Genomic DNA, 15,831 nt, shown 5'->3' with positions numbered 1-15,831 from the left:
TTACTGGCCTGCCAGCAACTGCCGCCGCATCACCGGCGGTCGCGCCGGACCGCACAGCGCTTCACCCGCCCGCTCGCAATTCGACTCGCCGATGCCGATGCCGATGCCGATGCCGATGCCGACAGACCCGTTCGCCATCACGACCGCATTGCCGCGCATCGCTCACGGATAGCCTCTCCGTCCCATCGCGGCACCGATTCGCGCCGCCCCGGCCACCCGCCGCAACCTCCCACTCACCGCGGCAACGCCGCCGGATCATAGCGATTACGCGGATTCCACAGCATCCACCCATCAGTCCCCTCCGCGTCGGCCGCATCGACCTGCGCGCGGATCTCGTCGGCGTCGAACGGCCGATGATCGAACGCGTAGTCGCGAAAGGCCTGCAGCCACGGCCGGAAGCGCACGCCGTCCATCCCGGTCCGGCGCTTCGCCTCGGCCAGCGACCGCGCGACGATCTCGCCGGCATGCTCGGTCGGCTTGCGGCAGCCGGGCAGTCCCCACGTGAAACCCGACGGATACAGCATCGGCGACACGTAGTCGACCACCGTGCCCAGTGCATCGAGCCGCTGCCCGATCGCGGTGTCGTCGCTGTTCCAGCACACGTAGCCGAAAATGTCGGCCGACAGGTACAGGTTGTACGGACGCAGCCGCTCGCGCGCGCCGGTCAGAAAACCGCTGATCGCCGCGACCCGGTTGGCCTCGGTATTGGGCTCGGCGAACCGCAGGCCGTTCGCGTCGGGAAACCGCAGATAGTCGAACTGGATTTCGTCGAACCCCATCCGGGCCGCCTCTTCGGCGATGTCGTAATTGTGTTGCCACGCCGCGCGCGACGTCGGATCGATCCAGCGCTGATGCTCGCGATCCTGCCAGATCTCCCCGGCCGCATCGCGCACCGCCCATTCGGGATGCGCACGGGCCAGCGCGTCGTCCTTGAACACGACGATGCGCCCGATCACGTAAAGGCCGCGCGCATGGAACGTCCGCAGCAGCTCCGGCAGATCGGGCGGATGCACGATCGCGCCCGCCGCATGACTCGCCGCACCGGACACTTCGCGCGCGAGGCTGCGATACGGCGTGACGCCGCTGTCGCCCTTCACGTCGATGACGAGCGCGTTGATCGCGGTCGTGCCCTGCAGCGCGAGCGCGGCGTCGCGCAACGTGTGGTCCGCGACACCGTACGCCGACAGGTAAACCGCTTTCGGACGCACCGGCGCCAGCCGGATCGTATGGGCCGCGTCGGTCGGCGCCAGCGTGAGCTCGGCGCGCGCGTAGCCGGGCGCGCGCACGCTCACGCGCGTACCGGCCGCATCGAGCTCCAGCGAAAACGCGCCGTCGCGATCCGCGGTCCGGTTCACGCCGCCGGCATGGCCGATCGCGCCGGCCAGCGGATGACCGTTGCCCGCATCGACCACGGTGATCGACACCGGCGCCGCATGCGCGGCGACCGCGGCGACACCGGTAAACAATACGAGCAGACACGCGATCACGCGCTCAATCATGGCTTCCTCCGGCGCTTCTCAGCAGTCCGTTCATGCAGCGCGTGTCGCACGCGTCGGTCATCAGATAGCGCGGCAGCGCCATCGCGGAATCGGTGCGCCGGACCGGGCGCGCATCGATCGTGAAGGCGGCGACGTAGCCCTCGGCCGCCGCCTGCTCGTCGGTCTGCGCATCGTGGACGCCGAACGGCCAGGCCAGCAGCGTGACGGGCCGGCCGATCTCGGCCTCGAGCCGTTCGCGCGAGCGCCGCAACTGGAACGACACGAAGCGCCGGTAGTCGGCCGGCGTCTGCCGCGCCCGCTCGGTATGGAAATTCGGATGCCAGTACGTGTGCGACTCGATGGCGACGTCGGCGGATTGCCCGAGCGCGCGCAGCTGATCCCACGTCATCGCATAGCCGGCGTTGGAGATTGCCGACGGATAGACGAACAGCGTGACGGGCATCGGATGCGCCGCGAGCAGCGGGCGCAGCACGTCGTAGACGGAGCGGTGACCGTCGTCGACGGTGATGGCGACCGCACGCGCGGGCAGCGCAACCGCATCGCCGCGCTGCCAACGCACGACGTCGGCGAGCGGCACGATCCGGTAGCCGTTCGCGTCGATCGCCTGCAGCTGGTCGCGCAACGTATCGATGCGCACCGTCATCGAATCGACGCGCGTCGTCGCGAACCGGTGGTAGGCCAGGATCAGCACACGCTGCGGCTGCGGCGCACCGGCGCCTGCGTCGTCCGCCGCCCACAGCGGCGGCACGCACGACAGCAGGAGTAGACAGACGAGCATGCGCAAGGCCATGGCGGTCCTCGTAGACGGGCTGCCCCATTGTTCGCGATCGCGGCGTGGATGCCGCTGAGCCAGATCAACGGTCACCGATCAGCTTGCGAGCGCAACGATTTCGTCGTGGATGCGCTCGACGTCCGCGCGCGTGCACAGGGCGGTGCCCGGATGCTCGACCGACGAAGCCGATGCGGCGAGCGCATAGCGGCACGCGTCGTCGAGCGGCACGCCGCGCGCCAGCGCCCACACCATGCCGCCGACGAAACTGTCGCCGGCGCCGACCGTGCTGCATACCGCTGCCGGCCGCCCGGGAAGACGCAACGACCGATCGCGCGTGACGACCCACGCGCCGCGCGCGCCGAGCGTCAACGCGACGATCTCGGCCTGGCCGCGCGCGACGAGTTCGCTCGCCACTCGGCACGCGGACGCATCGTCGAGCGCTTCGCCGGCCAGCGCGCTGAGCTCGCCGATACTGGGCTTCACGAGATGAACGCCCTCCTCCAGCGCCGCGCCCAGCGCACGGCCCGACGCGTCGACGACGACGCGGCTGCCCCGCGCCTTCGCGGCCCGTGCGAGCGTCGCGTACAGATCGTCGGGCGCGCCGGGCGGCAGACTGCCGCTCAGCACGAGATAGCGCGGCGCCGGCTGCATCGCGTCGAGGCGGGCCGCGCAGTCGCGCCACTCGACGTCGCTCACCGATGGCCCCGGCATCAAAAAGCGGTATTCGCGCCCGGTCGAGGTCTCGGTCACGCAGACGTTCTCGCGCGTCTCGCCGACGATCCGGATGCGCACGCTCGGCAGGCGCTCGGCCTCGAGCAACAACGTCAGCACGTCGCCGGTCGGGCCGCCGGCCAGGTACAGCGCGACGCAGTCGCCGCCGAGCCGGTGGATGGTCCGCGCGACGTTGATGCCGCCGCCGCCCGGGTCGCGGCGCGGCCGCGCGCAGCGCAGCTTGTGCGTGTCAACGATGTGCTCGACCGACGTCGCGACGTCGACGGCCGGGTTCAGGGTAACGGTAACGATATCTGTCATGGTGTGGGTCTTGTGCAGTCGATGGCACGCGCGCCGCGACGGTGCGCGCGCCGGCCGTGGCTCCACCATACGTGCGGCGACGGTCGCGGCGTTGATGCCAGTCAATCGATCCCGCAACCGCACACGATTGCGCTCGATCAACGACGCACGCGTGCAGGCTCCTACAGTGAATCATTCTTCGCCGCCGAGCCCGCCATGGATGAGCAGCCGCTGTGCAGCACCGTGTTCGCCGAGCGCTACGCGCAGCCCGGCGAGACGTCGCGTGCGGCCGTATTCCAGCGCGTCGCGCGCGCGCTGTCGCTCGCCGAGCCGCCCGAGCTGCGCGCGCAGTGCGAGCGCGCGTTCTTCCTGAACCTGCAGCGCGGCGCGCTCGGCGCCGGCCGCATCCTCGCGAACGCCGGCGCCGATACGGGCGGCACGATGGTCAACTGCTTCGTCCATCCGCTCGCGATGCCGGCCGACACGCGCGCGCGGGCCGTCGATGCGGCGCTCACGCACGCGCTCGGCGACGCGCGGCGCACGCTGCTGATGGGCGGCGGAATCGGCTACGACTTCTCGCCGGTGCCGCCGCTCGACGCCTACGAGCGCCGCGCGGCGTCGGACGCTGGCGCATGCGCGGCGATCGACCGCTTCGACGCGATGTGCCGCGCGCTGCCGTTCACCGGCCCGCGCCGCGGCGCGCAGATGGCCGTCCTGCGCTGCGATCATCCGGACCTCGCGGCATTCGTCGCGGTCAAGCGCGGACGATCGCGCTGGCCGACCTTCAACGTGTCGGTCGGCATCACCGACGCCTTCATGGAAGCGGTCCTGCACGACCGGCCGTGGGCGCTCGTCCATCGTGCGCCGCCTCACCGGGCGTCCATCGCGGCGCCACGCCGGCCGGACGGAAGCCATGTTTACGCGACGGTCGCGGCACGCACGCTGTGGCACGAGATCGTCGCCGCGGCGCGCGACAGCGCCGAACCGGGGCTGCTGTTCGTCGACACCATCCGCGCTGCGAACCCGCTGCGCGAGCACGAACGGATCGACGCGACCAACCCGTGCGGCGAGCAGCCGCTGCCCGCGTACGGCAGCTGCGTGCTCGGCCCGATCGACCTGTCGCGGTTCGTGCTGCACCCGTTCGGCGTCGAAGGCAAGCCGCGCTTCGACTTCGCGACGCTCGCCGACGCGGTGCGCATCCAGGTCCGCATGCTCGACGACGTGCTGGACCTGACCGCATGGCCGCTCGCCGCGCACCAGCGCGAGGCGCGGCGCACGCGCCGCATCGGCGTCGGCGTGACCGGGCTGGCCGACGCGCTGACGATGCTGCGGCTGCGTTACGACAGCGCCGACGCCCGCGCCTTCGCGCGCTCGATCGTGCTGTCGATGCGCGAACATGCGTTTGCCGCGTCGGCGGCGCTCGCGGCCGAACGCGGCGCCTTTCCGGCATACGATCCGGCCGACTATCTGACCGGCCCCGCGCACCGCACGCTGCTGCCGCTGAACGTACAGCACGCGATCGCGCGGCACGGGCTGCGCAACAGTCATCTGCTGTCGTTCGCGCCGGCCGGCAGCGTGAGCCTCGCGTTCTGCGACAACTGCTCGAACGGCATCGAGCCGGCCGTCGGCTGGACCCAGCGCAGGATGGTGCATACGGCCGACGGTCGGGTCCGCCAGTTTCATGCGCAGAATCACGCTTACCGGCTGTTTCGCGCGCTGCATGGCGAGCACGAACGGCTGCCCGACTATTTCGTGACCGCGGCGGAGATCGCACCGGCCGATCACGTCGCGATGCTCGCGGCGCTGCAGCCCTGCGTGGATGCCGGCATCTCGAAGACGGTGACGCTGCCCGACCGGTGTTCGCTCGCGCAGGTCGACGCGCTGTTCGTGCAGGCGTGGCGCGACGGTCTGAAAGGCATCACGGTGTTCCGGCCCGACCCGCGGCTCGCGGCGGTCGTCATGGACGACGCGACGCAAGCGCGCCGCGACGGGCCGGTCTGCATCGGTTGTTGAACCGAACCGCGCGACAGCCGGCGGACGACAGCCCGCGGTCCACATGCGACGCGATAGCGATGAACGCCGCCCCGCCCCGCTCCGGCCGTCAGGCGGACGTGCCGCTGACGCTTTCAGTATCGGTCGATGCGGCGCCCGACGTCGGGCCGGCGTCGTCCGGCGCCGCGATCAGCGCGACCAGCATGTCGTGGTCGATCGATTCGTGCTGCAGCAGGCTGCGCGCGATCCGTTCGAGCGCATCGCGGTGCGCGGCGAGCGTCGCGGTCACGCGCGCGTGCGCGTCCTCGAGCAGCGCGCGCACCTCCTCGTCGATCAGCTGCGCCGTGTGTTCGCTGCAGTGGCCGTCGCCCGGCGTCCATACGCCCGGCGCGCCGTGCTGCAGTGCACCGTCGTCGAGCGTCGCGAGGCCGAGCCGCTCGCTCATCCCGTACTGCATGACCATGTGGCGCGCGAGCGCGGTGGCGCGCTCCAGATCGTTCTGCGCGCCGGTCGACACGTCGCCGAACGCGATTTCCTCTGCCACGCGCCCGCCGAGCAGCACGTCGAGCCGGTCGAGCAGTTCGCTCCTGCGCAGCACGTAGCGATCTTCGGTCGGTACCTGCTGCGTGTAGCCGAGCGCCGCGATCCCGCGCGGGATGATCGACACCTTCTTCACCGGATCGCAATGCTCGCGGCTTTGCGCGACGAGCGCGTGCCCCGATTCGTGGTACGCGATGGTGCGCTTCTCCTGCTCGTTCATCACGCGGCTCTTGCGCTCCATGCCGGTCATCGCGCGATCGATCGCCTCGTCGAAATCGGTCATGTCGATCGCCGGCTTGCCGAGCTCGGCCGCATGCAGCGCGGCTTCGTTGACGACGTTCGCGAGATCGGCGCCGACGAAGCCCGGCGTGCGCTGCGCGAGCTCGGCGAGATCGACGCCCGGCGCGACCTTCACGCGCTTCGTATGCACGGTCAGGATCTGCTTGCGGCCGTTCAGGTCGGGCCGGTCGATCGCGATGTGGCGGTCGAAGCGGCCGGGGCGCAGCAGCGCGGGATCGAGAATCTCCGGCCGGTTGGTCGCGGCCATGATGATCACGCCGGAGTTGGCCTGGAAGCCGTCCATCTCGACGAGCAGCTGGTTGAGCGTCTGCTCGCGCTCGTCGTTGCCCGACATCAGCCCGACGCCGCGCGCCTTGCCGAGCGCATCGAGCTCGTCGATGAAGACGATGCACGGCGCGGTTTGCTGCGCCTGTTCGAACAGGTCACGCACGCGCGCCGCGCCGACGCCGACGAACATCTCGACGAATGCCGAGCCGCTGATCGTGAAGAACGGCACCGCCGCCTCGCCGGCGACGGCGCGCGCGAGAAGCGTCTTGCCGGTGCCCGGCGCGCCGACGATCAGCACGCCCTTCGGAATCTTGCCGCCGAGCCGCTGATAGCGATCCGGATCGCGCAGAAACGCGACGATCTGCTGCAGCTCTGCCTTCGCCTCGTCGATGCCCGCGATGTCGTCGAACGTGATGCCGGTTTCCTTCTGCATGTACACGCGCGCGCGGCTCTTGCCCATCCCGCTCAGGTCGCGCATCCCGCCCGGCCGGCGCGTCATGAACGTCCAGATCACGACGAAGCCGATCAACGGAAAGATCCAGGTCGCGAGCGTGCCGATCCAGCCGGTATCGGCCGCGCCGCGGTAGCGAATCCCGGCCGCGGTCAGCGCCGCAACCAGATTGTCGTCGCTCACGCGGTTCGTGGTGAAGCGCCACGGCGCACCGGCCGCCTTCACGTCGGCCGCGTCGGAGGCCGGCAGCGCCGCCCCCGCCTGCGGCATGCGCAGCGTGCCGGAGATCGACGTCTGCCCGATCTCCAGATCGTCGACGAGCCGCGCTTCCACGAGGTGGTGGAAATCGCTGTAGGAGATCGCGGTCGCCGCCGGCTGACGCCCGAACAGTTGAACCGCGATCAGTACCGCGAACGCGATCGGAATCAGCAGGCCGGAGTAGTCGAAGGTTTTTTTCATCGGCTAGACCCTGCCGGGCGGCCCAGCACCGGTTCACGCATCGTCGCGCGTCCAGTGCGCACGCAGCATGTCTTCGCCGTCGCGATAGTTGATCGCGAGACTGCCGTGATGCGCATGCAGCAGCGCCTCGGCCAGGCGCCTGACCATGTGTGCGCCGGTCGTGCGCACGGTGACCGAATCGGCGGACCGCTCGATCTCCATGATGCGCTCGAGCGCGTGCTCGCTCGTCTCCATGTCGGCCTGACGCTGCAGCAGCTCGAGGATCATCCCGCGATGCGCGTGCAGATACGCGCCGTGCAGCACCAGCTCGCCGGCCGGCACGTTTTCGCGCATGCGCTTGCAGGCCGGGCATTCGAGCTGGCGCCGATCGCGCGGCGTCGCGTACCAGGTCCAGCGGCCCGCGTCGCAGACCGCGCCGCAGCCCTCGCAGATCCGGTCGCCTTTGGGCCGCTTCGGCTCGCGATAGCTGTCCTTCGTATGCGGTTGCATCCGCTTGTCGCGGCGCAGAGGGTTGCGGCCGGAGCCGCCATTCGAACGGTTCATCGCCTTTCTCCTGACAGTGGACAACACCGGCGCGACGGTCGTGCGACGCTCGCGCACCGGTCAAGCAACGCTCAGGCGACGGTCAGCCGGTCCACGACCTGCCGTACGCCGCGCACTGCGCCAGCCGCGCCGCACACGGCACGCTTGTCGGCCAGCGACGCCACGGTGCCCGACAGCGTGACCACGCCGTCGCTCGCGTCGATCGAAATGCCCGAGGATTCGCGCCGCGCGCGACGCGCGAGGGCGTCGGCGATCCGCGCGCCGACGTCCGGCACCGTATGGTCGCCGCGCACGCGGATGCGGTTCGCCACGCCGACGACGCCGGTCATCCGGCTCACCATCGCTTCCGCCGCGCGGCTCTGATACGCATGGTCGACTTCGCCGTCGAGCGTCACGCAGCCGTGATCGACCTCGACCGCGATCTTGTGATCGCGCAGCGCCTCCTGCCAGCCGAGCGCGAACGTGATGGCGATCGCCAGCTCGTGGTCGGCGCACGCGCTTTCCGGCGGCGTGACGCTCAGTTCGAGCACCAGCGCGCGCGCATCGGCGACATGCAAAGCGGTTTTCTGCGCTTCCAGCTTCTGCGCCCAGCTGTCGACGCTACCGCGCAGCGTCACGATCCGGTCGCGGACCTCGACGTCGATCCGGCGCGCATCGATCGCCGGATTCCAGAACAGCGCCTGCTCGACATCCTGCTTCAGTACGGCGTCGGACTTCATGCCGGTCTCCCGTCGGCGCATGCCGGCCGCGACGTTTGCGACCGGATCCGTGCACCATCGCGATCAGCATCGCGCACGGCGGCCGCGACGGCTTGACGAGGATCAAGCAACGGCCGGCTCGCGGCGGCCGCGCGTCGGTGCGCCGCCGTCCGCCCCGCGCTGCTTCGATCGCCCCGGTCGACCGAAACTGACGACGCCGCGGCGGCACAGCAGGCCGCCCCGGCGCGCCGGCATCGCGGCCACGTCTCGGTGCGCGCGTCAATCGAGGGGCCGCTCGACACGCAATCCGGCCCGAGTGACCCAGATCAAGGGGAAACCCGGTAATCGTCGGATATAAACGAGGCCGAAGCGGCGACGCCCGAGGGCGCCGCCATCCCGTATTCCTGCATTCGTCGAGGCCTTCCATGCGCGCTGCCGCGCTTGCCGCTCCGTTTCACCCGACCGTCGTGCGGCGCATGCGTGTCGCCGTGCTGTTGGCGGGCCTGGGACTGCTGTCGGGATGCCTGTCGCTCGCGCCTGCCGACACGCGCCCGCCCGCACCGATTCCCGCCGCCTTCCCCGATCCGTCGGCCGCCGCGGCGCCCGCCGCGCAGGCGCCCGACTGGCACGCCTACTTCGTCGACACGCGCCTTCAGGCGCTGATCGCGCAGGCGCTCACGAACAACCGCGACCTGCGCGCGGCCGTGGCACGCGTCGACGAGGCGCGCGCGGTCTACGGCGTCCGCAGCGCGGACCAGTGGCCGACGATCGGCGCCGGTGCGGCCTACGCGCGGTTTCGCACGCCGGGCGGCTTGCTGACGCCGGCGCCCATGATCGGCCAGCTCTACGAGGTGCAACTGGCCGAGACCCAATGGGAGATCGATTTCTGGGGCCGCGTGCGCAGCCTGAAGGCGGCCGCGCTGCAGCGCTATCTCGCGAGCGACGCGGCCCGCCAGGCGACGACGCTGAGCGTCGTCACCGGCGTCGCGAACGCGTATCTGACGCTGTGCGAGATCGACGAGCGGATCGTGCTGACGCGCGCGACGATTGACACGCGCCGCGAATCGCTGCGGATCTTCCGGCTGCGTTACGCGGCCGGCGCGATCTCGCGCCTCGACCTCACGCAGTCGGAGATCCTGCTGCAGCAGGCCGAGTCGCTCGGCGTCCAGTTGCAGCAGGCGCGCGCCACGGCGGCCGATGCGCTCGCGCTGCTGGTCGGCGCGCCCCCCGAGCTGGGCGCAGCGCCGCTCGCGCTCGACGACGGCGCGGTGCTGCCGTCGCTCGCGCCCGGCCTGCCTTCGTCGCTGCTCGAGCGCCGTCCGGACGTGATCGCGGCCGAGCACGAACTGCAGGCGAGCCGCGCGAACATCGGCGCGGCGCGCGCGGCGTTCTTCCCGCGCATCGCGTTGACGAGCGCGATCGGCTCCGGCAGCACGGCGCTGCACGACCTGCTGACGTCGGGAACGGGCGTGTGGTCGCTGATCCCCAGCGCCACGCTGCCGCTCATCGACGGCGGCCGCAACCGTTCGAACCTCGCACTCGCGAACGCGCAGCGCGACGAGGCGCTCGCCCGCTACGAGAAAACGCTGCAAGGCGCGTTCCGCGACGTCTCCGACGCGCTCGCCGCGCGCCACTGGCTCGCCGACCAGGTCGCGATCGAACGCGCGACGCTGGCGTCGCAGGCCGAGCGCGCGCGCCTCGCGAAGCTGCGCTACGACAGCGGCGCGACGCGCTTCCTCGAAGTGCTCGACGCGCAGCGCGACCTGATGAACGCCGAGCAGCAGCTCGTCGTCACGCGGCGCGCGCTGCTGTCGAGCCGCGTCGCGCTGTACGGCGCGCTGGGCGGCGGCCCCGACGATCCGCGCGTGCCGCCGACGGCGCAGCAGCCTATCCATTCGACTGACTCGGAAAACAGACAATGAAAACCATCCCGCGCCCTCTTCTGATCGGTGCCGGTGCGGCCGTGCTCGCCGTCTGCGTCGCCTATTACGGCTGGTCGCGCTGGCGCGACGGCCAGACCGATGCGGGGCTCGTCAGCGGCAACGGCCGCATCGAGGCGACCGAAATCGACGTCGCGACCAAGCTGCCCGGGCGCGTGACCGCGATGCTCGTCGACGAAGGCGACTTCGTGAAGGCCGGCCAGCCGCTCGCCCGGATGGACGTCGTGGTGCTGCAGGCGCAGCTCGACGAAGCGCAGGCGCGCGCGCAGCAGGCCGTGAACACCGCAGCGAGCGTCGACGCGCAGGTCGCGCAGCGCCGCAGCGACAAGGCGGCGGCCGAGGCCGTCGTCGTGCAGCGCGAAAGCGAGCTCGACGCAGCCACGCGGCGGCTGGTGCGCTCCGAGACGCTGTCGCGCGACGGCGCCTCGTCGCTGCAGGAACTCGACGACGACCGCGCCCGCGCGGGCAGCCTGCGCGCGACTGTGAATGCCGCGCGCGCGCAGGTGCAGGCCGCGCAGGCCGCGATCGACGCGACCCAGGCGCAGCTCGTCGCGGCGCGCTCCGCAGTGACGGCAGCGCAAGCGACCGTCGCGCGCGTGCGCGCCGACATCGCGGACAGCGAGCTGACCTCGCCGCGCGACGGCCGCGTGCAGTACCGCATCGCCGAGTCGGGCGAAGTGCTGCCGGCCGGCGGCAAGGTGCTCAACGTCGTCGATCTGTCCGACGTGTACATGACGTTCTTCCTGCCGGAAGCGGCGGTCGGTCGCGTGCCGCTCGGCGCCGACGTGCGGATCGTCCTCGATGCGGCGCCGGAATACGTGATTCCGGCCCGCGTGTCGTACGTGTCGAGCACCGCGCAGTTCACGCCGAAGACGGTCGAGACGGCCAGCGAACGGCAGAAGCTGATGTTCCGCGTCAAGGCGCGGATCGATCGCGACTTGCTGCAGCGCCATCTGAAGCTGGTGAAGACCGGGCTGCCGGGCGTCGCGTGGCTGAAGACCGATTCGCACGCGGCGTGGCCCGAGCGCCTCGCGATCAAGGTGCCGCAGTGAACACGACGACGCGCGCAGATACCGGCAGCCGCGCGACCGACGGCGCGCCGGGCGCGGCCGGCCCGGCGCCGGTCGCCCGGCTGTCGGGCGTGTCGCTGCGCTACGGCGGCAAGGCGGCGCTCGACGACGTGACGCTCGAGATCCCGGCCGGCCGCATGATCGGGCTGATCGGCCCGGACGGCGTCGGCAAGTCGAGCCTGCTCGCACTCGTGTCGGGCGCGCGCGCGATCCAGCAGGGGCACGTGCACGCGCTCGACGCCGATCTGTCGTCGCGCCGCGATCGCGCGCGCGTATGCCGGCGCATCGCGTACATGCCGCAGGGCCTCGGTCGCAACCTGTACGCGACGCTGTCGGTCGAGGAGAACCTGCAGTTCTTCGCGCGCCTGTTCGGCCACGACGCGGCCGAGCGGCGCCGCCGGATCGACGCGCTGACGCGCAGCACCGGCCTGCATCCGTTCCTCGACCGCCCGGCCGGCAAGCTGTCCGGCGGGATGAAGCAGAAGCTCGGCCTGTGCTGCGCGCTGATCCACGATCCCGACCTGCTGATCCTCGACGAGCCGACGACCGGCGTCGATCCGCTGTCGCGCGCGCAGTTCTGGGATCTGATCGCGCGCATTCGCGTCGCGCGGCCCGCCATGAGCGTGCTGGTCGCGACCGCCTACATGGACGAGGCGCGCCGCTTCGACTGGCTGATCGCGATGGACGCCGGCCGCGTGCTGGCCACCGGCAGCCCCGCCGACCTGCTCGCGCGCACCGGCTGCGACACGCTGGAGGCCGCGTTCATCGCGCTGCTGCCGGACGAGCGCCGCAAGGGGCACCAGCCGGTGCAGATCGAACCGTTCCGGCCCGACGCGACCGCCGGCTACGCGATCGAGGCCGACGGGCTGACGATGCGGTTCGGCGAGTTCGTCGCGGTGGACCACGTGAGCCTGCAGATCCGTCGCGGCGAAATCTTCGGGTTTCTCGGCTCCAACGGCTGCGGCAAGTCGACGACGATGAAGATGCTCACCGGCTTGCTGCCGGCGTCCGAAGGCACGGCGACGCTGTTCGGCCAGCCGGTCGCCGCCAACGACATCGACACGCGCCGCCGCGTCGGCTACATGTCGCAGGGCTTTTCGCTGTACGGCGAGCTGACCGTGCGGCAGAACCTCGTGCTGCACGCGCGCCTGTTCGGCGTGCCGGAAGCCGACGTGCCCGCGCGGGTCGACGAGATGGTCGCGCGCTTCGGGCTCGCCGGCGTGCTCGACGTGCTGCCGGAGCGCCTGCCGCTCGGGATGCGGCAGCGGCTGTCGCTCGCGGTCGCGATGGTGCACAAGCCGGAGCTGCTGATCCTCGACGAGCCGACCTCGGGCGTCGACCCGGTCGCGCGCGACGACTTCTGGCGGCTGATGATCGAGCTGGCGCGCCGCGATCGCGTCACGATCTTCATCTCGACGCACTTCATGAACGAGGCCGCGCGCTGCGACCGCATCTCGCTGATGCATGCGGGCCGCGTGCTCGCGAGCGCCGCGCCGGCGGAACTGGTGCGCATGCGCGGCGCGGCATCGCTCGAGGATGCGTTCATCGGCTATCTCACCGATGCGCAGCGTGAGGACAGCCCGAGCGATGCGGCCGCAGCGGCCGATGCGTCGTCCGACGCCGGCTGGCTCGCCACTGCCCCGTCGGCCACGCCCGCGGCCGCCCGCGGCGCGGCGCGGACCGCATGGTTCAGCGCCGCGCGCGCCGGCAGCTACCTGTGGCGCGAGGTGCTGGAGCTGCGCCGCGACCCGCTGCGGGCGACGCTCGCGCTGTTCGGCTCGCTCGTGCTGATGTGCGTGATCAGCATCGGCATCAGCCTCGACGTCGACAACCTGACGTTCGCGGTGCTCGACCGCGACCAGTCGATCCTGAGCCAGGACTACGCGCAGAACCTCGCCGGCTCGCGCTACTTCGTGCCGCGCGCGCCGCTCGCGGACGATCGCGACATCGAGCGCCGCATGCGCAACGGCAAGCTGTCGCTCGCGATCGAGATTCCGCCCGACTTCGCGCGCGACGTCGCGCGCGGACGGCACGTCGAGATCGGCGCGTGGGTCGACGGCGCGATGCCGATGCGCGCCGAGACGATCCGCGGCTACGTGGCCGGCATGCACGAGAACTGGCTGCGCGACCAGGCGAAGCGCCGTCTCGGCGTGGCGCTCGCGCCGGCCGTCGACATCGCGGTCCGCTATCGCTACAACCCCGACGTGAAGAGCTTGCCCGCCATGATTCCGGCGATCATGCCGATGCTGCTGTTGATGTTGCCCGCGATGCTCACCGCGCTCGCCGTGGTGCGAGAACGCGAGCTCGGGTCGATCGTGAACCTGTACGTGACGCCCGTCACGCGCGCCGAATTCCTGATCGGCAAGCAGGTGCCGTACGTGATGCTGGCGATGCTTAACTTCCTGCTGATGGTGGTGCTCGCCGACCTCGTGTTCGGCGTGCGGATCAAGGGCAGTTTCGCGACGCTGGCGGCCGCGGTGCTGATCTTCAACGTGGTGGCGACCGGCATCGGCCTGTTCGCGTCGACCTTCACGCGCAGCCAGATCGCCGCGATCTTCATGACGATCGTCGGTACGCTGATACCGGTCGTGCAGTTCTCGGGGCTGCTCACGCCGCTGTCGTCGCTGGAAGGCAGCGGCAAGTGGATCGGCACGATCTATCCGGCCACCTACATGCTCGCGATCAGCCGCGGCGTGTACAACAAGGCGCTCGGGCTGTCCGACCTGTCGTCGCAGTTCTGGCCGATGCTCGTGGCCGTGCCCGTCATCCTCGTGATGACCGGCATGCTGCTGCGCAAACAGGAGCGCTGATCATGTCACGCCTGAACGCCATCTTCCGGCTCGGAGTGAAGGAACTCTGGAGCCTCGCGCGCGACCCGATCCTGCTCGCGTTGATCGTCTACACGTTCAGCGCGTCGATCTACGTCGCCGCCACCGCCCGCCCCGAAACGCTGCACAAGGTGCCGATCGCGATCGTCGACGAGGATGCGTCGCCGCTGTCCGCGCGCATCGCGGCGGCGTTCTTCCCGCCGCAGTTCGCGCCGCCGCCGATCGTCGGCGCGGCCGCAGCCGATCGCGGCCTCGACAACGGCGACTACACGTTCTCGCTCGACATCCCGCCCGACTTCCAGCGCGACGTGCTGGCCGGCCGCCATGCGACGGTCCAGCTCAACGTCGATGCGACGCGCATGACGCAGGCCTTCACCGGCGGCGGCTACGTCCAGCAGATCGTGTCGGGCGAGATCGACTCGTTCGTGCAGCGCTATCGCGGCTCGCCGCTGCCGCCGGTCGATCTCGCGATGCGCATGCGCTTCAACCCGAACCTCGACGAAGTGTGGTTCGGCGCGCTGATGGAGCTGATCAACAACGTCACGATGCTGTCGATGATCCTCACCGGCGCCGCGCTGATCCGCGAACGCGAGCACGGCACGATCGAGCACCTGCTCGTGATGCCGGTGACCGCCGCGGAAATCATGCTCGCGAAGGTGTGGTCGATGGGGCTCGTGGTCGCAGCGGCGGCGGTCGCGTCGCTGAGCTTCGTCGTGCAGGGCGCGCTGCACGTGCCGATTCCCGGCTCCGTGCCGCTGTTCGTGGCCGGCATGGCGCTGCACCTGTTCGCGACGACGTCGATGGGAATCTTTCTCGCGACGCTAGTGCGCAGCATGCCGCAGTTCGGCATGCTGCTCGTGCTGGTGCTGCTGCCGCTGCAACTGCTGTCGGGCGGGCTCACGCCGCGCGAGAGCATGCCGCTCGCGGTGCAGGACATCATGCTCGCCGCGCCGACGACCCATTTCGTCGAGCTGGCGCAGCGCATCCTCTATCGCGGCGCCGGCCTCGACGCGGTGTGGATGCAGTTTGCGGCGCTGTTCGCGATCGGCTGCGCGCTGTTCCTGCTGTCGCTGACGCGCTTTCGCAAGACGATCGGCCAGATGGCCTGAGCGGTCCGGCGCGCGGCGCCCCCGGGTCCGTTGACACAGATCAACTGCGACGCGACGCCGCACGCGATCATGACGCCATGTGCCGCAACCAGCGGCGCCATCGCCTGCGGCCCCGCCGTGCCATCGGCCGCCGCTCAACCGGAGAACGTCATGATTCGACTGCAATATCGAAGCACGCTGGCGACGTCCTGCGTGTTCATCGCGCTCGCATCGCTGCTCGGCGTCGTCCATGCGATGCTGATCGACGAGCAGGTCGCGCCGTATGCGATCGTCGCGCTGGTGTCGGGCATCGTCGGCTTCGTCGCCCAGCTGGGCCCGGCGTCGAGCGAGCGCTAGCCGGACGGCCGCGCGC

Annotated in this window: 12 protein-coding genes; 6 read left to right on the top strand and 6 right to left on the bottom strand. The window is 70.7% G+C overall.

What is annotated here, in order from left to right:
- Window positions 1–233: 233 nt before the first annotated feature.
- The 3 genes from C3Y15_RS17855 to C3Y15_RS17845 all read right to left on the bottom strand — a co-directional run bounded on the left by C3Y15_RS17855 (window position 234) and on the right by C3Y15_RS17845 (window position 3,303).
- A complete protein-coding gene (locus C3Y15_RS17855; RefSeq protein WP_059461647.1) occupies window positions 234–1,499 on the bottom strand; it encodes a putative glycoside hydrolase in 1,266 nt (421 codons plus the stop codon).
- A complete protein-coding gene (locus C3Y15_RS17850) occupies window positions 1,492–2,289 on the bottom strand; it encodes a polysaccharide deacetylase family protein (protein ID WP_052747108.1) in 798 nt (265 codons plus the stop codon). The genes C3Y15_RS17855 and C3Y15_RS17850 overlap by 8 nt, the downstream gene beginning before the upstream one ends.
- A gap of 78 nt (window positions 2,290–2,367) precedes the next feature.
- The gene (locus tag C3Y15_RS17845) at window positions 2,368–3,303 is read right to left on the bottom strand and encodes a 1-phosphofructokinase family hexose kinase (protein ID WP_059461648.1); all 936 of its coding nucleotides are present in this window, start codon (window positions 3,301–3,303) and stop codon (window positions 2,368–2,370) included.
- A gap of 195 nt (window positions 3,304–3,498) precedes the next feature.
- On the opposite strand from C3Y15_RS17845, the gene C3Y15_RS17840 reads away from it, so the two are divergent.
- The gene (locus C3Y15_RS17840; RefSeq protein ID WP_059461649.1) at window positions 3,499–5,295 is read left to right on the top strand and encodes an adenosylcobalamin-dependent ribonucleoside-diphosphate reductase; all 1,797 of its coding nucleotides are present in this window, start codon (window positions 3,499–3,501) and stop codon (window positions 5,293–5,295) included.
- Between the two features lie 88 nt (window positions 5,296–5,383).
- On the opposite strand, the gene ftsH is transcribed toward C3Y15_RS17840, so the two are convergent.
- From ftsH to C3Y15_RS17825, 3 genes are all read right to left on the bottom strand, one after another.
- A complete protein-coding gene (ftsH, locus tag C3Y15_RS17835; protein WP_011880369.1) occupies window positions 5,384–7,291 on the bottom strand; it encodes an ATP-dependent zinc metalloprotease FtsH in 1,908 nt (635 codons plus the stop codon).
- A gap of 33 nt (window positions 7,292–7,324) precedes the next feature.
- Window positions 7,325–7,834 (bottom strand): BCAM0308 family protein, encoded by a 510-nt coding sequence (locus tag C3Y15_RS17830; RefSeq protein WP_059461650.1) that lies wholly within the window; start codon window positions 7,832–7,834, stop codon window positions 7,325–7,327.
- Window positions 7,835–7,905: 71 nt separating this feature from the next.
- Window positions 7,906–8,553 (bottom strand): BON domain-containing protein, encoded by a 648-nt coding sequence (locus C3Y15_RS17825; RefSeq protein ID WP_059461651.1) that lies wholly within the window; start codon window positions 8,551–8,553, stop codon window positions 7,906–7,908.
- 404 nt (window positions 8,554–8,957) lie between these two features.
- Between C3Y15_RS17825 and C3Y15_RS17820 the strand changes: the two genes are divergently transcribed.
- From C3Y15_RS17820 to C3Y15_RS17800, 5 genes are all read left to right on the top strand, one after another.
- Window positions 8,958–10,454, top strand: a complete 1,497-nt coding sequence (locus C3Y15_RS17820) for an efflux transporter outer membrane subunit (protein WP_046428536.1) — start codon at window positions 8,958–8,960, stop codon at window positions 10,452–10,454.
- Window positions 10,451–11,524 (top strand): HlyD family efflux transporter periplasmic adaptor subunit, encoded by a 1,074-nt coding sequence (locus tag C3Y15_RS17815; protein WP_059461652.1) that lies wholly within the window; start codon window positions 10,451–10,453, stop codon window positions 11,522–11,524. Before C3Y15_RS17820 ends, C3Y15_RS17815 begins: the two co-directional genes overlap by 4 nt.
- Entirely contained in the window at window positions 11,521–14,352 is a 2,832-nt protein-coding gene (gene rbbA / locus C3Y15_RS17810; protein WP_059461653.1) for a ribosome-associated ATPase/putative transporter RbbA, read from the top strand. The genes C3Y15_RS17815 and rbbA overlap by 4 nt, the downstream gene beginning before the upstream one ends.
- A gap of 2 nt (window positions 14,353–14,354) precedes the next feature.
- Window positions 14,355–15,479: an ABC transporter permease gene (locus tag C3Y15_RS17805; protein WP_011880376.1), complete on the top strand. Its 1,125-nt coding sequence runs from the start codon at window positions 14,355–14,357 to the stop codon at window positions 15,477–15,479.
- 150 nt (window positions 15,480–15,629) lie between these two features.
- Window positions 15,630–15,815, top strand: a complete 186-nt coding sequence (locus tag C3Y15_RS17800) for a DUF2964 family protein (protein WP_045579792.1) — start codon at window positions 15,630–15,632, stop codon at window positions 15,813–15,815.
- The last annotated feature ends 16 nt before the right edge of the window (window positions 15,816–15,831 follow it).

Source organism: Burkholderia sp. B10, assembly GCF_004368385.1.
Classification (GTDB): domain Bacteria; phylum Pseudomonadota; class Gammaproteobacteria; order Burkholderiales; family Burkholderiaceae; genus Burkholderia; species Burkholderia vietnamiensis.
Note: the sequence above shows the minus strand (reverse complement) of the source record. Positions and strands in the feature narration are given on the sequence as shown.